This is a genomic window from Stenotrophomonas sp. YJH_SMC_48-3, from assembly GCF_059369375.1.
The window spans coordinates 84,610-104,104 of sequence record NZ_JCAFSQ010000002.1; the positions used below are offsets into that span (position 1 = coordinate 84,610).

The 19,495-nt window shown below is 59.0% G+C and carries 16 protein-coding genes; 4 read left to right on the forward strand and 12 right to left on the reverse strand.

Translation table 11 applies throughout. The annotated features are described in order from the left end of the window. Nucleotides 1-204: 204 nt before the first annotated feature. From AC5P65_RS03300 to AC5P65_RS03310, 3 genes are all read right to left on the reverse strand, one after another. Nucleotides 205-606 carry a hypothetical protein gene (locus AC5P65_RS03300; protein WP_164144161.1) on the reverse strand — a complete coding sequence of 134 codons (402 nt, stop codon included), beginning with the start codon at nucleotides 604-606 and terminating at the stop codon, nucleotides 205-207. A gap of 242 nt (nucleotides 607-848) precedes the next feature. Beyond that, nucleotides 849-1,646 carry a siderophore-interacting protein gene (locus AC5P65_RS03305; RefSeq protein ID WP_180832617.1) on the reverse strand — a complete coding sequence of 266 codons (798 nt, stop codon included), beginning with the start codon at nucleotides 1,644-1,646 and terminating at the stop codon, nucleotides 849-851. 60 nt (nucleotides 1,647-1,706) lie between these two features. Next, complete coding sequence (locus AC5P65_RS03310) at nucleotides 1,707-2,267, reverse strand: PadR family transcriptional regulator (RefSeq protein WP_180832616.1); 561 nt, start codon at nucleotides 2,265-2,267, stop codon at nucleotides 1,707-1,709. A 566-nt stretch (nucleotides 2,268-2,833) separates the two neighbouring features. Here AC5P65_RS03310 and aceE point away from each other — a divergent pair. The 4 genes from aceE to AC5P65_RS03330 all read left to right on the forward strand — a co-directional run bounded on the left by aceE (nucleotide 2,834) and on the right by AC5P65_RS03330 (nucleotide 8,370). Beyond that, nucleotides 2,834-5,521, forward strand: a complete 2,688-nt coding sequence (aceE, locus tag AC5P65_RS03315) for a pyruvate dehydrogenase (acetyl-transferring), homodimeric type (protein ID WP_180832615.1) — start codon at nucleotides 2,834-2,836, stop codon at nucleotides 5,519-5,521. A gap of 74 nt (nucleotides 5,522-5,595) precedes the next feature. After that, nucleotides 5,596-6,987 carry an AAA family ATPase gene (locus AC5P65_RS03320; RefSeq protein ID WP_495215422.1) on the forward strand — a complete coding sequence of 464 codons (1,392 nt, stop codon included), beginning with the start codon at nucleotides 5,596-5,598 and terminating at the stop codon, nucleotides 6,985-6,987. 499 nt (nucleotides 6,988-7,486) lie between these two features. Then, nucleotides 7,487-7,918, forward strand: a complete 432-nt coding sequence (locus AC5P65_RS03325) for a hypothetical protein (RefSeq protein WP_021202968.1) — start codon at nucleotides 7,487-7,489, stop codon at nucleotides 7,916-7,918. Nucleotides 7,919-7,932: 14 nt separating this feature from the next. Further along, on the forward strand, nucleotides 7,933-8,370 hold the full coding sequence (locus AC5P65_RS03330) for a very short patch repair endonuclease (RefSeq protein ID WP_021202969.1): 438 nt from the start codon (nucleotides 7,933-7,935) through the stop codon (nucleotides 8,368-8,370). Nucleotides 8,371-8,372: 2 nt separating this feature from the next. Here the strand turns inward: AC5P65_RS03330 and AC5P65_RS03335 are convergent, their stop codons facing one another. The 9 genes from AC5P65_RS03335 to AC5P65_RS03375 form a co-directional block, all read right to left on the reverse strand. Next, nucleotides 8,373-9,884 (reverse strand): DNA cytosine methyltransferase, encoded by a 1,512-nt coding sequence (locus AC5P65_RS03335; RefSeq protein WP_138970216.1) that lies wholly within the window; start codon nucleotides 9,882-9,884, stop codon nucleotides 8,373-8,375. An 88-nt stretch (nucleotides 9,885-9,972) separates the two neighbouring features. Beyond that, entirely contained in the window at nucleotides 9,973-10,746 is a 774-nt protein-coding gene (locus tag AC5P65_RS03340; RefSeq protein WP_021202971.1) for a DUF6339 family protein, read from the reverse strand. Further along, on the reverse strand, nucleotides 10,743-11,657 hold the full coding sequence (locus AC5P65_RS03345; RefSeq protein WP_138970217.1) for a hypothetical protein: 915 nt from the start codon (nucleotides 11,655-11,657) through the stop codon (nucleotides 10,743-10,745). The genes AC5P65_RS03340 and AC5P65_RS03345 overlap by 4 nt, the downstream gene beginning before the upstream one ends. Then, nucleotides 11,654-13,498, reverse strand: coding sequence for a hypothetical protein (locus AC5P65_RS03350; RefSeq protein WP_180832614.1), 1,845 nt, complete (start codon nucleotides 13,496-13,498; stop codon nucleotides 11,654-11,656). The genes AC5P65_RS03345 and AC5P65_RS03350 overlap by 4 nt, the downstream gene beginning before the upstream one ends. Next, nucleotides 13,495-14,532, reverse strand: a complete 1,038-nt coding sequence (locus AC5P65_RS03355; protein WP_495215424.1) for a PD-(D/E)XK motif protein — start codon at nucleotides 14,530-14,532, stop codon at nucleotides 13,495-13,497. Before AC5P65_RS03355 ends, AC5P65_RS03350 begins: the two co-directional genes overlap by 4 nt. Further along, a complete protein-coding gene (locus AC5P65_RS03360) occupies nucleotides 14,492-17,083 on the reverse strand; it encodes a Z1 domain-containing protein (protein ID WP_197575690.1) in 2,592 nt (863 codons plus the stop codon). The genes AC5P65_RS03355 and AC5P65_RS03360 overlap by 41 nt, the downstream gene beginning before the upstream one ends. 755 nt (nucleotides 17,084-17,838) lie before the next feature. After that, a complete protein-coding gene (locus tag AC5P65_RS03365; RefSeq protein ID WP_021202977.1) occupies nucleotides 17,839-18,201 on the reverse strand; it encodes a hypothetical protein in 363 nt (120 codons plus the stop codon). A gap of 100 nt (nucleotides 18,202-18,301) precedes the next feature. Further along, nucleotides 18,302-18,670, reverse strand: coding sequence for a hypothetical protein (locus AC5P65_RS03370; RefSeq protein WP_021202978.1), 369 nt, complete (start codon nucleotides 18,668-18,670; stop codon nucleotides 18,302-18,304). Nucleotides 18,671-19,154: 484 nt separating this feature from the next. Continuing rightward, nucleotides 19,155-19,370 (reverse strand): hypothetical protein, encoded by a 216-nt coding sequence (locus AC5P65_RS03375; protein WP_180832612.1) that lies wholly within the window; start codon nucleotides 19,368-19,370, stop codon nucleotides 19,155-19,157. Between the last annotated feature and the right edge of the window lie 125 nt (nucleotides 19,371-19,495).

Here is a 19,495-nt window from a genome sequence, read left to right on the forward strand (position 1 = left end):
CGTCGATGGCGCCCGGAAACTCCGCACTGCGCGGAAAGCCTGCACTGCGCGGAAAGCCGCTTTGGTAGAGTCGACTGTTAGTCGACTGCTCTCCGCAGGATGCCAAAACCCCGCGCTGCGCGCGCGAGTCGACTAACAGTCGACTCTACCGCTGGCCGGTTCCATCACGCGCTGGCCGGTTCCATCACATCGTGCGCGGCGCGCTCAGCGCAACGCGCCCAACCATGCCACGCACGCTTCGCTCGGGCTCTGCTTGGCCTTCACCGCCAGCCCGCTCACCCGCACGAACGTCTGCGCGGCCTGCGCCACCACCTGGCGGGCGATCAACGCCGCCTGCTTGGTGGCAGCCTGCTGCTTGCGTAGCTGCACGATATGCACCGAAGGCCGGCCCACCGGCGCGTATTTCTGGTCGCGGCGCAGCACATCGGCCACCTGCGCCACTTCGAACTCGGCCTGCAGGTAGCGGTGCTGTGCTTCCACCAGTTCGCGCAGCGGCGTGCGCAGTGCAACGGTGTCGGCGAAGGCGGCCAGCGCCGCGTCGCAGGCGGCGTCATCGGTGAAGCGGGTACGCAGCGCATCCACGCTGGCCAGGGTCAGCTTGGCCATGTGGGCCTCGTTGCTGCAGGAAAGGAGCGCGATTGTCGCATTGCTTGCCGGCTGATGCGTTGAATCGGGCGGCGGAATACCTGTAGAGCCGAGCCCACGCTCGGCTCATCGCGCGCAGCGCGAGGGTTCGCCGATCGCGGAACGAAGAGCAGCCGAGCATGGGCTCGGCTCTACACAGTCAAAGGCGTGCGGACCAACGGTCCGCACCCACCAAGCAGGGTCCGCACCCACCGGCTGCCCGGTCAATCGCCGTCGGTTTCGTCCGGATGCGCCTTCCAGTAGCCGGTGGAACGAATCCAGTCGCGCGGCACGCCCAGGTGGCCTTCGATGAACTTGCGCATCATCCGCGCGCGGCGCGATTCGGTGGCGATCCAGTAGAAGACATCGCCGTCCGGGGCCTCGAAGTCGGTCAGCATGTCTTCCAGCAGCGTACTGCTGGCCGCCGGGAAGCCGTTGCGCTCCAGCCAGTGGATGCGCACGTTCTCGTACTGCGGCAGGTCCTGGCGCTCGTCCTCGTCGCGCACTTCAATGAAGGCCTGCACCTCGGCACCGTCCGGCAGCACGTCCAGCCAACGGGCGATGGCCGGCAGCGCGGTTTCATCGCCGATCAGCACGTAGGCGTCGTAAGTGTCGGCCACCACGAACGAGCCGCGCGGACCGCCGATCACCAGCATGTCGCCCGGCTGTGCGCGTTCGGCCCATGGTCCGGCCACGCCCTGGTCGTGCAGCACGAAGTCGATGGCCAGCTCGCCGGCTTCGTGGTCCCACCAGCGCGGGGTGTAGTCGCGCGAGGGCGAAGGCACCTTGCCGTCCGGGTAGCTGCGGCCTTCGGCGGTCAGCACCGGCAGCACCATCTCGCCCGCAGCGTTGGGGAAGAACAGCTTGATGTGGTCGTCGGCGCCGGGCGAATCGAAGCCGGCCAGGTCGTCGCCACCCAGCACGATGCGGCGCATGTGCGGGGTGACCTCTTCGGTGCGCAGCACGGTCAGTTCACGGAAGCGCACATCCAGGCGCAGGCGCGTGTTGTTGTGTTCGGTCATGGGGGTTACCTGTAAAGGTGTCGCGCGGGGGCGCGCGGCGTAGGGGAGACCTGGCTGGCGTCAGTCTGGCTGGGTCGTTGAAATCGGTGGTTGCTCGCTACCGGCCGTACCGTTGAGCAGGGCCGAGGCCCGCGTCAGCAGCGCCGCCACTTCGTCCGCCTCACCCTCGGCCCAGCGGCCGTGGTGATGCACCAGCGCCCGCTTGAACTCGCGCAGGGCCGCGGCCAGCGTCGGCGGCAGCGAAGCCTTGGTGATCTCGCGGGCTCGGTCGAAGGCACGCCGCTGCGCCAGCCGCACCTGGGTGCGCTGCACCTTCAGCTCGAACTCGCCAGCGGCGGTGATGCGGAAGATCCGCTTGCCGTCCACTTCCTCGGCCTCGATCCAGCCGGCCTGCTCGAAGCTGGCCAGCAGCGGGTACATGGTGCCGGCGCTGGGCGTATAGGCCTGCATGAACTGGTTGCTGATCAGCTGCATCAGCTCGTAGCCATGGCGCGGCTGCTCGCCGATCAGGGCCAGCACCAGCAGGCGCAGGTCACCGCGGCTCAGCACGCGTGGCTGGCCGTTGCGGCGGGGCACCGCCGGATCGGTGGAACGGGCTCGGGGAGAAGGGGAACGGCTCATTTCGATATATCGGTAAACGAGTGTGCAAACGATATATCGATATGTCGAAAGCGACAACACTCGATCCGGCCACAAGCGGGTCTGTTTTGGGCCACGGCGGGCGGCGCGCGCAGAAACGGGGCGCCCTTCGCAGGGCGCCCCGGCAGCAACTGTGGAAGGGAGCGGGGCCTTGGGGCCAGCACTCGGTCTCTACCCTGCGGCCGCCAGCGGCGCACTTCCAGTGCCGGATGCGGCATGTTGCCGCTGGTTCAGTGCCCGGCGCCGGAAGCGGCCGACCCCGACACCAAACCTGCCCCAGAAGCGTCATCGGCAGCAGTAACAGTGCGTCCTGCACATGGACGCAGCGGGCCTGATGCGACAGCGGGGCGCCGGCCGCAAGAGGCCGTAGCGGCCGGAAACAGGGGCCTGTCCTGCTGCTGGACAGGGCGGGACATGCCTTGCGGACACTGGCCGCATGCATCCATACGCCAGCGTAGCCAAGTGACGAAAGCCCTTGGTGCGCTACACTTTGCGGTCTAGAAATCTATACAACAGTCGCGCGCGTGCGTGCGGTTATGGGAGCGCTAATGAACTGGTTGAACGAGGTGCTGAACAACGACCCGAATCCTGTGGAAACCCAGGAGTGGATCGAGTCGTTGAAGGCCGTTATTGATGTCGAGGGCTCCGAGCGCGCGCATCAGCTGCTGGAAGGCATGGTGGAACTGACCCGTCGTTCGGGCGCCTACCTGCCGTTCTCTCCCACCACCGAATACGTCAATACCATCGAACCGCAGTTCGAGGCCAAGAGCCCGGGCAACGCCGAGCTGGAATGGCGCATCCGTTCGATCATCCGCTGGAACGCGATGGCCACGGTGGTGCGCGCCAACCGCAAGCCGGGTGACCTGGGCGGCCACATCGCCTCGTTCGCCTCCGGCGCCACCCTGTACGACGTGGGCTTCAACCACTTCTGGCGCGCCCCGAGCGAAAACCACCCGGGCGACCTGCTGTTCATCCAGGGCCACAGCGCCCCGGGCATCTACGCGCGTTCCTTCCTGGAAGGCCGCATCAGCGAAGAGCAGCTGGACAAGTTCCGCATGGAAGTGGACGGCGGTGGCCTGTCCTCGTACCCGCACCCGTGGCTGATGCCGGACTACTGGCAGACCCCGACCGTGTCGATGGGCCTGGGCCCGCTGGCCGCCATCTACCAGGCGCAGTTCATGCGCTACCTGGAAAACCGTGGCCTGATCGAGAAGTCCGACCGCAAGGTGTGGTGCTTCATCGGCGACGGCGAGAGCGACGAACCGGAAACCCTGGGTGCCATCGCGCTGGCCGGCCGTGAAGGCCTGGACAACCTGATCTTCGTGGTGAACTGCAACCTGCAGCGCCTGGACGGCCCGGTGCGCGGCAACGGCAAGATCATCCAGGAACTGGAAGGCGTGTTCCGTGGCGGCGGCTGGAACGTGATCAAGCTGCTGTGGGGCGGTTACTGGGATGCCCTGCTGGCCAAGGACACCAACGGCGTCCTGAAGAAGCTGATGATGGAAACCGTCGACGGCGAATACCAGAACTGCAAGGCCTTCGGCGGCGCGTATACCCGCGAGCATTTCTTCGGCAAGTACCCGGAAACCGCTGCGATGGTCGCCGGCCTGAGCGACGACGACATCTGGCGCCTGAACCGTGGTGGCCACGACCCGCACAAGGTGTACGCCGCCTACCACCAGGCCGTGAACACCAAGGGCATGCCGACCGTCATCCTGGCCAAGACCGTGAAGGGTTACGGCATGGGCAGCGCCGGTGAAGCGCTGAACCCGACCCACCAGACCAAGAAGCTGGACGACGAAGCGGTGCGCCACTTCCGCGACCGCTTCAACATTCCGGTGACCGACGCGCAGCTGGCCGACGGCCAGGTGCCGTTCTACCACCCGGGCCCGGATTCGCCGGAAGTGCAGTACCTGCAGGAACGCCGTGCCGCCCTGGGCGGTTACCTGCCGCAGCGCCGCCGCAAGGCCGACAAGACCTTCGTGGCGCCGAAGCTGGAAGCCTACGAGCGCCTGCTGAAGAGCAGCGGCGAGCGCAGCTACTCCACCACCATGGCGTTCGTGCAGAGCCTGAACATCACCCTGCGCGACAAGGAGCTGGGCCCGCACATCGTGCCGATCGTGGCCGACGAAGCCCGCACCTTCGGCATGGAAGGCCTGTTCCGCCAGATCGGCATCTACGCGCCGTTCGGCCAGAAGTACAAGCCGGTTGATGCCGACCAGCTGATGTTCTACCGCGAAGACCAGAGCGGCCAGGTGCTGCAGCAGGGCATCAGCGAGCCGGGTGCGATCAGCTCGTGGATGGCCGCCGGTACCAGCTACTCGGTCAGCAACGTGCCGATGCTGCCGTTCTACATCTACTACTCGATGTTCGGCTTCCAGCGCGTGGGCGACCTGGCCTGGCAGGCGGCGGACATGCGTACCCGCGGCTTCCTGCTGGGCGGCACCGCCGGCCGCACCACGCTGAACGGTGAAGGCCTGCAGCACGAAGATGGCTTCAGCCACCTGGTGGCCGGTGGCATCCCGAACGTGCGCAGCTACGACCCGACCTTCGGCTACGAAGTGACGGTGATCCTGCAGCACGGCACCAAGCGCATGATGGAAGACCAGGTGGACGAGTACTACTACGTCACCCTGATGAACGAGAACTACAGCCACCCGGACATGCCGGAAGGCGCGGCCGAAGGCATCGTCAAGGGCATGTACCTGCTGACCGACGCCGGCAAGCCGAAGAAGGGCGAGCTGCGCGTGCAGCTGCTGGGCTCGGGCACCATCCTGCGCGAAGCCATTGCTGCCGCCGAGCTGCTGGACAAGGACTTCGGCGTGACTGCCGACATCTGGTCCTGCCCGAGCTTCAACGAACTGCGCCGCGATGGTTTCGACGTGGAACGTGCCAACCGCCTGCATCCGGAAGGTGAGCAGCGCAAGGCCTACGTGACCCAGCTGCTGGAAGGCCGCCAGGGCCCGGCGATTGCCGCTACCGACTACGTGCGTGCGTATGCGGACCAGATCCGTGCGTTCGTGCCGATGTCTTATACGGTGCTGGGTACGGATGGTTTCGGCCGTTCGGATACGCGTGCGAACCTGCGCCGGTTCTTTGAGGTGGACCGGTACTACATCGCGCATGCCGCGATTGCGGCGCTGGCGAAGGAAGGGAAGATGACCGCGAAGGATGTGGCCCGGGCGATCAAGCAGTACAAGATTGATCCGGAGAAGGCTAACCCTGTTGGGGTTTGATTGACGATCTGACTAGAGAGGAGGGCGGCCAATGAGTCGCCCTTCTTTTTGGCTAAAAGAAGGAGCTTTGCCAAGTGATCTACGCTTTTACGTATGAAGGGAAAATTTTCAATCTACTGCCTCTCAATGTGCGAACTGGGCAAGGGTGGAACATCTTCAACGCCCATTCCATGTCGCTTCTCATAGGTGCGAATGGGTCAGGAAAAACCGAGTTTCTATCCAGGTTGTGCGAAGCTATTCGCGACAAGAACGAATCTGACCTGGAAGCTGGTGTCGACCTAAGTAAATACGGGGTAATTTACTTCACGCCAGCTCCGGTTGCGCGCTCTAGATTTCCACGTTCCGGAAAGAGGTTCAAACTGCTTGAGGGGGCTGACAGAAAGTTCAAGGCAGATCCCAAAGTTGTAGCTACTCTGTCGCGTGAGTTTCGATTCTCAAATTCAATCGTGGCACGCCTCGCCGTGCCGATGGAGCGGGGGCTCGACGCACTCTTTGCTGCTGCAATGGAGTTTCCAACAGACTATAGTTCTGAGTTCGCAGAGCTTTTTGGTTCAAGATTCAAAGACTACGTAGAAAGGTCCCATCGTTGGCGATCGTACGACGGCGTAACTGACGAGGAGATCGATGCGCGTCAGCAAGATATGCTTGATGCTCAAAGCAGTCTTCGAACCACGATCCGGAACTATCTTCGAAAAGCTTATGGGCCTGATTATTCGAACGCTATTCTTGCCGCTATTGCGCACGGCTCTCTGCGCGGACGCAAGCGAATCGTGGTGGCTAGACGCTTCTGGAAGGCAACTTTGCGTGGAGGCCAAGATGTCGAAGATGTTCTTCCTGACTTCAAGAAGTTCATCGAGATATTCAAAAAACTAGGGCCTAAGGTTGCAAAAAGAGGCGTGGCAATAACTGATAAGCGGCGCAGTCACTTGGAACGCCAATTTGGAGAGATTCTTTCATTTGAGCTCTCTGGGCTTAGCTCGGGGGCTGAAGCGCTCGTGAGGCAGTTCTTCAAACTAAGCTCGGCTATTGGTGAGCTTCGTTCGAATGGGATTTCTAATCTAATTCTAATGATCGATGAGGGCGATGCGTTCCTTCATATTGCTTGGCAGCAACGATATGTTGACTATCTCAATAGATTTATCGGGAAAGAGATGGAGGGGTTTGACTCTGTACAGGTTGTGTTGGCATCTCACTCCCCTGTGTTGATGTCCGATTTTCCTAGAGACTTTCTGATTAATCTTGGGCAGGGGGATTTTGGATGTCAAAAGTCGTTCGGTGCGCCATTGGAATTAATCATAGAGAGCGCCGCGGGGGCGGGAACTGTAGGTACCTTTGCTGCAAGGAGCATGAAGGGGCTAGTTAAGAGGAAATTTTTGAGGCCGCGCGATCACTACTTGATTGATCAGTTGGATGATCCAATCGTGAAATCTTTTATCTCGAGGCGGCGCAGTGATAATATCAATTGATGATGCTTGGTCTGATTATGCTATCCGGCGGCACCAGGAATATGTTAGCGATCTCTTGGATGGTGAGTTTAGAGAAGATGTGCCTTGGGGTTGCCGGTATTTGAGTGAATTCGTAAGTAGAAATAAGCGTGCAATTTCTGTGGGTGACGTCTGCGAGATAAGAAGCTGCATTGATGATTTTCAGATTATCATGGCGAATCGATCAGAGTCCGTGGCTGAAAGAATTAATGCCAAAATTGAAAGTGTATTGAGCTATTCAGCATTCTGCAGGAAGCGACCAAGCGCTTGGGACGCTTATGCACTGTGTAAGGAATTCAAGTACGACATGTGTCCGTATTGTCAGCAATCGCTTGCAATGACAGTATTTCGAGATGGCTCTGGCGCCTTCAGGCCTACCTTGGATCATTTTTACCCGAAGTATAGGTTTCCTTTTTTGGCGCTATCTTTGTACAACTTGGTTCCCTCGTGCCAATCTTGCAATAGCTCGCTGAAGGGGGCGATGGATTTTTTCGATGTTGAACATCTCCATCCATATGGAAGCACGGAATCCATATTCTTTGAGATTGACATCGATAAGTACTTGAGAAGCAGAACTAAGGGGGCGAAGGGCTGGCGCGTGAATGTGTTTGGTCGTGGGGGCGCGGCTGCTTCTGAATCTATTTCGACTTTTGCAATTAAAGAGAGGTATGAAATGCTTGAGTCGCTCGTGGATAGATTTGTTGCCAGTACATATCTGAGATTCAGTATAAATGAGGTTAAGTACAGGGATCTTATCTCAAATGCGGATTTTCAATTGGAGCTTGATGAGCTTGTTGGTTTTTCTCCGTCGGCTTACAAGAATGAGTTTATGGGTAGGATGAAGCTGGATTTATACGAGCAGATCAGGGGTAGGCTTAATCAGTCTTTGGGTGCTGGAGTGGTCAATATTTAACTTCGGAATATCTCATGGTTGATGTGGTGCAGAAATCGAAGCGATCATTAATGATGTCTTCTATTCGAGGCAAGGACACCCGTCCGGAAATTCAGGTGAGAAAGTTCCTGCACGCATCAGGATTTCGATATCGGTTGCATGATCGCAGCTTGCCTGGCAAGCCTGACGTGGTTTTGCCTCGATATCGCGTCGTGATTCTAGTACATGGATGCTTTTGGCATCGCCATACTGGTTGCCGTTACGCAGCAACTCCGGCAACTCGGCCGGAGTTCTGGCTTGAAAAGCTCGAGGGCAATCGAGCTCGAGATAAACGAGTTCAGTGTGAGCTGCGTGCCTTAGGCTGGAGGGTTGCGATCGTTTGGGAATGCTTTCTCAAGAAATCCTCCAGTGATTCGCTCACGAGATTGAGTCGTTTCATAACCTCAAATTCGGATTTCGAGGAATTCTCCTAGATTCAGTTCTTTAGTACTGAGTAGACTACATCGGCGATCTGCCTAGCCATCCAAGGCGGGACAGCGTTGCCAACTTGACGGAACTGAGCCCCGCGCGAGCCTTCAAAGAAATAGTTGTCAGGGAAAGTCTGCAGTCTAGCAGCCTCGCGAACAGACAGGCTTCTCAACTGAGACGGGTCCGGATGAATGAAGTAATGGCCATCTTTCTGAAGGTGGCTCGTTACCGTGGAGCTCGACTCATCGCTGCGCTGGACCTTGAAGCGATCAACAAACTTCCCGCTTGTCCAGTTCTCATGGTCTGGATGCATGCCTTCAGGGAATTCGCCAGCACCACGTGGCGACCTGCCATGAATTTTCGTGAAAGCCGATGCATAGCCATAGCGAACGAGATCCATCCACATATGAGGGCGAACCTCATGATTCAGAATGTAGCCGAGTCGCTCGTCCAGCAACCACGGCTTGAGATGCTCTGGAACCTCATTCACTGTCGCCGTCCACGGCCTGGCCCTGCCGCCAGCGCCAGCATCCTGAGCAGGTACCAGTTTCGCTTGGCTGCGTAGTTCAGCTGAAACCTTCGCATCGTCAGACAATTCTGCCGCACGGAGCAGAATCTCCCTGGCGGCATCGGGCCAATTCTCGAAATCGACATTGGTGATTCCGCTTCTGAGATGAGGCATTCCGCCGATCACTTCGCCCACGCTGTATTTGGCCGGCGCGCGATTGATTTGGCGGAGCGATGAAACGTCAACGTCTTCCCGGACACCGAAAAGAACCACGCGGTGCCGCGCCTGAGGAACACCAAGCTCTTCGGCCCTCAGAATGTATCGGCGTCCATCGTCGTCGTCGAACAGACCACTCTGATCCGCTACCAAAGGGATAATTCGGTAGCGCGGGCCGTTCCGACCACCAGGAGCTCGAAGGTCCGCGAGAATGCGCGGGAACATCAGCTCACCGCCCACCTTCGAGGAGAGAATGCCCTTGACGTTCTCCATTACAAACGCAGCGGGTGAGTACTTCTTGATGATCTTCAAGTAGTGCTGGTAGAGGAAGTGGCGCGGATCTTCCTCTGCCTTGTAGCCCACCACGCCACGGTTTCTGGCGCGTCCGACCAAGGAGTACGCCTGGCAGGGCGGTCCACCAATCAGAACCCAAGGGTCTTCCTGCGACGCAACTTCGCGAATGCGGGCATGAAGCACCTTGTCGTCTTCGGGATCACCGAGCTTCAACTGCCTCGCCTCATGGCAGGCATTCTCCCACTCAGTCTGGGTCGCGTCCGTCCAAGGTTGGTCTACCCGTCCTGCCACGTAGTCGTAATAGCTATCCGGCACCTTGTGGGGTGCGAACTGGCGATAGAACGCGCGAAGTCGAAGCGTCTTGGCTGCATTGACCTCCATTTCGGCCGAAATGGCGATCTTGAACGGGCGCGACTTCGAAGAGCGGGAAGGGGTGTAAGCGGAGAACCCTTCGCCCAGCCCACCGGGGCCTGCGAAGATGTCGACGACTGGGATGTGCATGCCTTGCTTCACAATTATAAATAGGGGCGCAGATGCGCCCCTCTAACGCCGCCAGGATGTCATGCCCTGGGGCACTTTTCAATAAGAATCAGACTACTTCGACCACTTCGACCACTTGGGCCGCTGCGTCCTTGAATACGCTCGCAACCGTGTCAGCGAGCTCCTGATCTTCCAGTACGCCAAGATCAACGATCTGGTACCTGAGGCGCAGGAGCTTTATAGCGCAACGCATGATGTCTTCCATGTTCCCTTTGGACTCACTTGCTGCCGCTTGGGCCCAACCGTGGGCGATAGCTTTTGCAAGTACCCGGTTCCCGCCAATCAGTGGACGCTCAAAGATCGCTACATGGGCGTCCTCTGTCAGAGCTCTCAGCAGGCGCCACCGATCAACGCCCGCTTCGGGTCCCAAGTCAAGCGCTGACGCTCGCATGTAGAGCCGCTGCAGAGCATTACGTACCCCGCCGCTGAATCGCTCTTGAGACTTGCTCTCGAATCGCCAGCGCACAACGTCGGGCAGCAATACAGTGGTCAGATAGGCCCAGACGTCATCCCGCAACCCTTCGCCACTTGCTAGTGAGCCAAACGACGCAAGGGCAATGGCTGCGTCACGATCGAACTTGGCGCGCCCGGTCTGCCCCGACAAGGTGGGAAACCCACACCCCTCCGCAGTCTTGCGAATAGTCGCGGCGATCTCTTCAGCCACACGATGCTCTCTGACTCCCCCACTTGCTGCATAGCTCGATAGTGAGGCGTGGTCATTCAAAAAGGCTACGGCATCGTCGGACGAGTAATCCGTGCCGAGCTCCGCCACCAGGCGGCTGACGCCCAAACGGGACAATCTTGGGAGAAGAATGGTGGTCATGTGGTCTGCTCTCCAACATCGGCGGATGCAATCAGTGCAGCGTTGAATGCCCCAGGGTCACTCTCGAGCAATCGGACGATACCTGCCAGCCCGCCTTCGTTGGGGAACGCCTGACTGAGCCAGTGATTCGCCACCGCGCCAACCGAACCCTCCTCGAACGCTTCGAGATCCAAGTCCTTGCTGTTACGCAGGAGAATGGTCGAGCACATGTGTGAGGCGACGCCGCCAAGCACTGCCTGGATAGTTGCGCGATCACCCAACAGGAACTTCTCAAGGAATGTCTCCTCGTCAGAGTTGACATAGAGAACGACCTTCGAGGAAAAGTCGCCGGAAAGATCCTCTGGCCGCCATTCGACATACCAGGGAGCATGCTCATGCGGCTTGCCGGCGAAGGCAGCTCCGAAGCCAATGGCGGAGACCGGGAATCTGGAAGAGCCTCCGTCTTCGATCAGCACATCACAACTGCTCTCCCACAAGCGAGACCCTTTCAGCACTGGTGAAAGTGGCGTTGCTTCAGTGGACGGCGCGGTCAACGCAATCGTCAAACGCATGGCCAGCTGAGAGGACAGCGTGCTGCCTGGAACCGATACCTCCAGAAGGGCTGATGGGTTTTGCTTGGAGAGTGGGAGTGCCTGTGCATACTGAACTTGCCTAGGCAACTGCCCCTGTCCTGTTCCAATCAGAAGCTGTGCGGATGCCAGCCAATCTCCCTCTCCAAACTGAAGCGACTCGGACGCGGAATCCCAATCAATCTGAACACTCCCGCGTACGACCAAATCGCGGGCGTAGTCCCAGTCAGCCAGGACTTCCGGTGCAGGAAGAAGTGGAGCGTTGGGGTCTCCCACAAACCAGCCACTGAACTGGACCGCTTCATCCGGAATTCTTAGGTACGGATACGCGATTCTGCTCATGCCGCGTCCTCACTAAGTACTCGGACTGCGACAGTCACAGCAGCGCCCTTGACCATTCGAACAACCGCGGTAACCTCCCCGCTCAATAGCCCAACGTCGAGGATCTGACCCTTGCTGCTCAGGTCGTGTGCTTCCAGTGACACGCTGTGTAGTCGTGGAAGCAGATTCGAGGGTACGTCTTCTGCACTGATTCCATTGCCATCAGCGACCAGCTTCGGCTCGACGATGAGCGTCAGTGGTCCTTGGCTCCCGTCATTGGTCAAATCAACCCTGAACGTCGCAAGTGCTGCGCCGTCTTGAGCAAGAGAGAGTCCAATCATCTCGGGTGAAGATAGCCGGACGCCCTTCTTGGGTGATGGACCACCGCGCTTGGATGGTTCAGGTTTTCCAGCGCCGCGGGCGCTTGTGGGTGAGAGAAAGCGCCCCATTTGCCCGGCAGTTGCCGCGAGACTGGGGGACGCAGGGTCCGCTGATCTGCTGAGCGACTTGGTAGGCACAAATGTATCGGCATGGGCTCTGAGAGCCCGCATGCCGACTCGAACCATCGTCTGTTGCTTTCCTTTGGGAAGATTGTCCGGTGCCCAGTCATCGTGCGTTGGTGGCTCCGCCTGAGCAAAGGCTTCCTCCACCTCCGACTCAGCCGAGCAGACAAAAACCCCTGCCCACTCATGCAGGGAGTCCGGATAGGGGGCGCCGCGTAAGTACTTCACCACTAATTCGACAGGGCGCATCAAGGCAATGTGCGATGCACCTGCCAGGATGTCTTCACCATTGGAAGAAGCCAGTGGATGCCTCTGCGCCGCGACCCCCGGGGCGAATGCGAGCTTGCCCAATGCCTTTGCAGGACGCTGAGATCGAACGTCCTTCAATGAACCCGCATTGGAACGAATGTCGGCGAGTGCCCGGCAGAAGAGGTCCAGTGGCGGGAAAGCCTCAGGCGCTGGGACATCCAGCGGCTGGCCGTCAATCTCGATGCTGACCGTCAGGCGGCGGTCAGCCGCGGTCGTATCCGACATTCTTGGCCAGAAGTTCAGGAGTACACACGTAATCAGCTCACGACCCAGTTCCTGGGTGGAAGAGACTTCAAGCTCGGGATCTACGATAACGATAGAGGTCCCGCTATCAGCCTCGGATCGAGAGAACATCCCCAACTCGCCACTCAAGTCGAGTGCGTGCGCTCCGGTCGCGGGAGCCACGCTGTCGCTGCCCGCGGGCATGCCCCACCAGTGGCGCCCCGTGAAACGCCGAATGCCAGTTCCGACACTCGCGTCGAAAGCCTCTCCCAAGTGGCAGGCCATAAGACGGCGAACCGGCTTTCCCTCATTGAAAGTTTGGCTATCAACTAGGACAAGCGAGCACGAACTCATTGCGTAGAGCGAGCTCTTTCCATAACCGTAGGTGCCGCCACCTTGGTGGCTGTCTCGTGCTGCCCCAACGTTCTTGAGGAAGTTGACGAAGTTAGCCCGCTCGTCTCCCGACGGCGCGACATCGGCCTCTACAGGGCCAGAAAGGCCCACCGTACCAAAATCGGCTATCTCAAAAACCCAGAGTTCGGGCTTCTCCAAAGAGTCGCTGAGAATCTGCTTGGAAGGACCGCCGGCTGGCATCTGGGCCAACACTGAGTTCGACAGGGTGTTCCGCTCGGTGTCCCTCAACTTCCGCAGGCGAATACGTGCCTCAGGGGATCGTCCAGGCAGGGTTGCGTCAATTACGTTCTGCAGACTCTCGCGCACCAATGTCTGAAGCAGGTTGAGGTTGGGTCTCCCCAACAGTCGCTTGAAGCCTTCCCCCGCAAGGTTCCCATTCTTTGAGAAGGGTTCGCTGTATAGCTCAAGTTTCATGAGAAGACCGCCTCGTAGACGTGTTCATGCTGAGTGCTCGGTACCAATTGGTCCGCGGCTGAACCCAAATCAATCGTGTATTGGACATCGCCAACGCCGGCCGGAAGTTGTCCATGTGGCAGCAGGCTGGTGGTGAGCCTTGGGAAGTTGTCAGAGACTGAATAAAGCCTGATGGCCTCCAAGGTGGTGCGCAGAGCGTTCCACTCCGGAGCCCTGGAGTCCTGACAGCCCATCGATGCCAGACGACTGACAATGGCATCTTCCTTAACTCCCAATGCGATCAACTCTTTGCAGAGCTGTTCTACATAAACATTTCCGGCTGCAGCCCTCTCAAGCACTACGTGAGCTAACCAAAGCGGGGTGTCAGCGGGCGGAGAGAGCTGTTCGAGCCCATGGATGTGCACATTTGAGCTCTGCAGAAAGGCGGTGGACTTGACTTCCAACGCGCCGCCTGGACCTCGAAAGTCGTGTCGTTGACCCAAGGGACCGGTCCAGGAGTCAACTGCCTGCGCGCTTCGCCTTACACCCTCTCGAAGAACCACAAGCTCGCCGAGCAAGCCGAGCACCGTGCTCACGTCAACCGGAGCTTGAGGCTCCTCTGCCAGTAGAATTCGAAAATCTCTGATGCAGGACGCCACGGCGGCCAGCGGAGGTATGCCGTCTGCGATTCTAGAAATGATATGCGTGCAGAGATCGCCGAAAAGACTCTCCAGTCGCCGCTCGCGAAGGCCAATGTCGACGTAGAGCGACCAGATGCCACTGAGCGAAAGTCGCGTGATAGATATATCAACGCTGGGTCCCCCAAGCTTTCGTACATCAGAGGCCGACACCCCAGCTGACACTGGAATCAGCAGTCTCGGAGCTGCGTCAGGTGTAAGTGCATAGCGAATGGCACCAAACCCGGAGTCAACCCCTGCGGCCACCGTTGCGACGTCCACTCCGTCTCTCCGCTGCGTGCTGCTGCGAAGCGAGAGCCAGTGTTCGTGGGCAGTCTCACGCATCCTGCGCCTGCTCTGTATTGCCTGCTTCCACATCCTCGAGCTGATCTGGCGTAGGGACGTTCAGTTCCACGCTGAAGTAACGACCGGTTCGGTCAATGCGCCCTGGGAATACGAATCCGAGGCCGATGAGGTCGCCCTTGGCGTTCAGTGCTACGCGATGATCGCCGGCCCTGCTCGGTTCAGAGACACTGTCTATCGGGTACACCAAGAGAAGGGGAGTATCGGGACGATAGCTCTTCAGCTTTTCCCATCCATCGGTCGACTGAGCATCAGAGTCCTCAACATCAGCGAGCACATCTTGTTTCGACATCAAAGCCTTGATGTCGGCATAGTCAGATGACTCGGGCAACCTGGAACGAATGACAGGTCCAATGTCACTCAGGCCACCCAAGTGGACTCGCCGCTCAGCCCTGCTGGAGCTCACAATCGCGACATTCCAGAACGGCATGCGACTGGCGGATCCATCAATGTAGGTCAGCAACATCTCTTTGGTGAGATTTAGCTGCTTGTCGCACATGCTGTAGTTGGCCAGGAACTTTCGAACTACAGTGCCGGGAACATCCATGAAGACGTTCTCCTTTATCCGCGAGTATTTCTCAGCAATCAGCTGGTCAACAAGGCTCGCCGCGGCGCTCCAGTTCCTGGAAACCACGTCCGAGTCGGTGTGATCAAAGCGAGTCGTTTGCTCGTGCTTTCCGTCGAAGCTGATGCTCGTCCTGATTGCATGCCGCATCTTCGCCGCTGACGTGATCGCGAGTCCGGGAATTGACCGAACCTTTACTGCGAAGTCCAGTGGCGAAACCTCTGCCGAACGATAGGTGGAAATTTCCTTTCGGATCTCCTCCTCTACCTGCGCCAGCGCTCGGAAGTTTGATATCAGGTCTTGGGTCGTCCAGAGACGCGGGAGATCCTCGTATCCCTTTCTGAACCCAAACCAGCGCCCCATCTGTAGCAACGTGTCGTACTGGCGAGAGGTGCGCAGGAAGAAAGACACTGAGAGTCCTTCAAGGGTAAGTCCGCGCGCCAGCACCGATCCGCCCACGACAATGTAGGTCTTCGCATCGCCAGTAAAGTCCAGGCGCTCGAGACTCTCGCCGTTCTCAACAACGAGTTCCAAGGCTTCCAGAACCTCCGGGAGGAGGGGCTTGAGTGTGCTGTCCAAGAGTGTTGGGTCGCTCTGATCACTCAGGGGGCTTCTGACAATCTCCTCTGAGAAAACTTGGCGCACCAAGTCTCCGACGGCTCCGGAGAGCGACTCAATAGAGCGACGATTGGCTGCCAGCCAGGCGCGAATGGCATCCGCCATGCTGTCGTGCTGTGCAATGTATGCGGAGGTGTGAACAAGCATCGTCATGTGCTCGCTCTGCTGCCCTCGCGCGCGGCGAACGGCGCAAGTGATCAGGAACCAGACGATTGCCTTCTGAAGCTGAGGCGTCACATCCGGCGTGAAAGTTTTGTGGCCGTTCTTTCCCTTAGGAACCAGCTGATCGACCTCTTCCGACGGTATGGATCGGAACATGTCTCGTCCGAAGTCGACAGCATCATCGTCGGCGGATGCGTCGGCCTCACCGAAGACCTCAAGTGTGCCGAAGTAACCCTTGGGACGAGGCAGTGCTGTAATGAAGTCCTCGGGATAGAGGTCGTCCAGTTTGTCTGCGCGAACCGGGAACGGATTGATGAATACATTTGCAAACGGCGTGGCGGTATAGCCGACGTACGAAACGCAAGGCAGCGCCGCTATCAGCCTTCGGATCGCTTCGTTGATCCGAGTCATCTCTTCATCATCGGCACCGGAATTCACGGATGCCTGATCGCACTCGTCATCGATGATCAGTGCCTTGAGCTTTCGCTTAATTGGCCGAGCCGTATTTGTCACAGTCTCGAGCAATTTCTCGAGGCGCGTAGACTCCTTTTTAATTACAGCCAGCTGAGCGCCACCCTTGTGCGGCATCACAAATTGACCGTTTGGAGGCCTGACAAAGTCGCCGCTGTCTTCCGCAGTGGTGTACTTCTGCCACAGGGTGCCGTGCCTGTTCACAACATCTGCTTCGATGCGGCGCTGAGTCTGTGCGCGAAGCTTGTTTGTGACGCCACCGAGAAGAATGATGAGGTTGTAACCAGCATCCACCGCCTTGGCGATGACCGCGGTCATGTTTGCAGTCTTTCCTGACTGGACATAGCCAACGACCAGTCCTCGACATCTGAACTCGTCCTCGGCTGGATTTGCTAGCAGAGAGACGATCTCGGAGGAGGAGTCATCCAGCGACTCGGACGCATCCTTCCACTTCTTGACTTCGCGGAGATAGTTCAGGAGCGCGGGCCAGTGCTTGTCATGTTCCGTCGGCCCGTTGTACCAAGTTGGCCGTGGCTTGATCAGCGAGTTCTTGCGCAGGATCTCTACGTTCTGGAACGACGAACGCACCAACTCGATAGCCGCCTGGAAGTTGGCATCCATCTGTTCAGGGAATGGGCCCATCACCGTTTCGAGGGCCTGGCGCGCCGCCGCCGCGGCTGCGTCCAAGGTGTCATAACTTGGGAGCTTCTCCCGGATAATCGTGGAGAGGGCTTCTACTTGTGTATTCAAGTCGGCATCCTGCGCATTCGTAAACTGGGGGCGGCGACAGGCATCGAGCCGAATGCGCCCCCTGCGACATCCATGCCCTTTGGGAGGGTCGTCAGACAGTGACCCTTGTCTCTGATTGTTTACGACAAGAACCGTCCATGCAACCACCATTTGGTCGCATTCGGCCTCAAATTCGGCTATCCCCACGGATCTTCAGCCTTCAGCCGAGCGTCGCCCCTTGGCGCGCACTGTAGGCTTGTGAACATCGACAGCCGGGCTTGTGACATGAGCCACCCAGGGCTTGTGTTGCCAGCCGAAGCAGCAAGCAACCCTCAGGTGGACGCCTTTACCTCATGGGCCAACCGAGCCTGTTGGTTTTGACCTTGGGGTGCCCGTACCTACGGTGCCAAGCAGATGGCCTGTGGTGCGTGATCGAGGGGATGCCGGTGCAGGCTCCTACCGCTGCAGCTGCACCCACTCGCTGGCCATCACCGTCAACGAAAGTACCGCCATCAGTAGCCCCTACATTTGCCGGTCGACCAGACGCTTCTCGGGCGCGCCGTTCTACCGCGTGAGCTCCTTAGCCAAGTCCAGTTCGGCTGGGGCGCGTAGGGGAGGCTAAGGTGCAATTGGCGTCAGCCAACTGCATGCGGACGACGAGAGTGTGCAGCACGAGATTAAGGTGCAGGGCACAGTGGTGGCGGCTAGTCGTATCATAATGCGGGCCTTGCAGAGGTGGTCCAGAGTGGTCTCCCATTCCGCTGTACTCACATTCGCTAGGCGCGCGCCCGCTCCGCCACAAACCGCCCACTCCAATGCGATAGCAGCGGCACAACGCAGGGAACATCAATTTCCCTATCCGCGTACAGCACAATAACAAGCTGCTCCAACGAGTTATCCACCAGCATCACGGGTATGCCGTCACAGCTGACCTCGAAGTATCGGTCTCCCGCGTAGCGCGCGTGCTGTACTAGGCCCCCGCGCACCAGTCGAACGGCTTCCTCGCGCATGACAGCAAATTCAGCGTCGGACACCTTCCGAAACGTCCGCAGTTCCAAGTCGGCCTTGGGTGCATGCCGGCTGGCGATCGCCGCAGACAGCGCCGCCAGCAGCACAGCGCCGTAGATCAGAAGCTTCATTTGACACTCTGCAGATAGCGGATGGACTAGAAAACGAATGGTCAACCGATGGCGCTCGGATGGCCAGCGGTCGAACGACAGGCGGCCAGATCCACCTGGGCTACTCCCGCACCTGCAACCGCTCAGCCACCTGCGCAGTCAACGCCACACACGCCATCTTCAACCCTTCCATCACCCGATCCCCGAGGTACTCCTCGGGCGCACCGTTCTGCCGGGTGCGCTCCGCAGCCAGCATCAGCTCCGCCACCACGCGCAGCCCGGCTAGCGCGCAATCCGCATCCGCCAGCTGAAGACACCGCCCAGGCAGTTGATGCCGTTCAGGCCAAGGCTGGCCATCCGCAGCCGCACCGGTTCCGATGCGGTGCAGCGTGGCGACGAAGGCGTTGGGATCGACGGACGGTTCGCGCTCGGGTTCGGCGTTGTCCGGATCGTACTGCGCGTGCAGGGAACGGAAGTCCGATGTGTTCATGGCAATGCTCCGTACAGGACAGATAGCAGCGCCACCAATAAAGGTGGCGGACGGTGCGGGCTCGAAAACCGGTAAATGCCAGACCGGCGGGTCCGAAGACCCCCACGCACCGCCCGCCATGGAACGCGAACGGATTGCCAGCCGACGCCACATAAAAGGTGACGTCGGCTGGCAAGCGCATACAGCTGGCATAAACACGGGTTTTCGAGTCCCGCGCCACCCTTTTCCGGTGGCATGCCAAGGTGTACTCGCATGGTTGCGAGATGCCAAGAAACCGTAGACCGCAGGGGCCGTAAATGCTGACGCTTACGGCATTGTTGCATGGCGCGCGCGCGGCAGAACCCTTGCGGTGCAGTGGTTTCGGCCGGTGTTAAGTTATCGCCCCAATGCGCATTGAAAAGCACGGTTTGCAGCTGTTCTGAATCCCAAAAGCGACACGTAGCCCACAGGGCCCATTCGCGCAGCGTGCCGATTGCGACACAACTTAACTTTGCAGCGCCACGCCCGGCCGTGGCCACAGCGCATCGTCGCGCTCCAGGTCGTAGTCGCTGCCGAACGCCAGTGCTGCTTCGCGTGGAGGAAGGTCCGCGTAGCAACTCAGCAGGTACTCATCCATGCCGGCATCGCGATGATCGATGGCGAACAGGTGGAAGAGCTCCTTGTCGAAGGCTTCCAGCCATGTCGGGTCGATCTTGGTCATGGGCGTCCTCCAGTTGAGGAGGGAGAATGGTCTGCCTCCGTTTCAAGGGATGCGATGAAGGGCAGAACCTGCTTCTCAGCCATCACAGGGTGGCATCAGCGGAAACCGTGAGGCTGTCGCATCTG

Bases quoted from the DNA above. Each gene is read 5' to 3' on its own strand.
- AC5P65_RS03370 (WP_021202978.1), bottom strand. From the start codon at position 18,670: ATGAACACATCGGACTTCCGTTCCCTGCACGCGCAGTACGATCCGGAC.
- AC5P65_RS03310 (WP_180832616.1), bottom strand. From the start codon at position 2,267: ATGAGCCGTTCCCCTTCTCCCCGAGCCCGTTCCACCGATCCGGCGGTG.
- AC5P65_RS03340 (WP_021202971.1), bottom strand. From the start codon at position 10,746: ATGACCACCATTCTTCTCCCAAGATTGTCCCGTTTGGGCGTCAGCCGC.
- AC5P65_RS03375 (WP_180832612.1), bottom strand. From the start codon at position 19,370: ATGACCAAGATCGACCCGACATGGCTGGAAGCCTTCGACAAGGAGCTC.
- AC5P65_RS03350 (WP_180832614.1), bottom strand. From the start codon at position 13,498: ATGAAACTTGAGCTATACAGCGAACCCTTCTCAAAGAATGGGAACCTT.
- aceE (WP_180832615.1), top strand. From the start codon at position 2,834: ATGAACTGGTTGAACGAGGTGCTGAACAACGACCCGAATCCTGTGGAA.
- AC5P65_RS03300 (WP_164144161.1), bottom strand. From the start codon at position 606: ATGGCCAAGCTGACCCTGGCCAGCGTGGATGCGCTGCGTACCCGCTTC.
- AC5P65_RS03330 (WP_021202969.1), top strand. From the start codon at position 7,933: ATGGTTGATGTGGTGCAGAAATCGAAGCGATCATTAATGATGTCTTCT.
- AC5P65_RS03325 (WP_021202968.1), top strand. From the start codon at position 7,487: ATGGATTTTTTCGATGTTGAACATCTCCATCCATATGGAAGCACGGAA.
- AC5P65_RS03365 (WP_021202977.1), bottom strand. From the start codon at position 18,201: ATGAAGCTTCTGATCTACGGCGCTGTGCTGCTGGCGGCGCTGTCTGCG.
- AC5P65_RS03335 (WP_138970216.1), bottom strand. From the start codon at position 9,884: ATGCACATCCCAGTCGTCGACATCTTCGCAGGCCCCGGTGGGCTGGGC.
- AC5P65_RS03345 (WP_138970217.1), bottom strand. From the start codon at position 11,657: ATGAGCAGAATCGCGTATCCGTACCTAAGAATTCCGGATGAAGCGGTC.
- AC5P65_RS03355 (WP_495215424.1), bottom strand. From the start codon at position 14,532: ATGTGGAAGCAGGCAATACAGAGCAGGCGCAGGATGCGTGAGACTGCC.
- AC5P65_RS03305 (WP_180832617.1), bottom strand. From the start codon at position 1,646: ATGACCGAACACAACAACACGCGCCTGCGCCTGGATGTGCGCTTCCGT.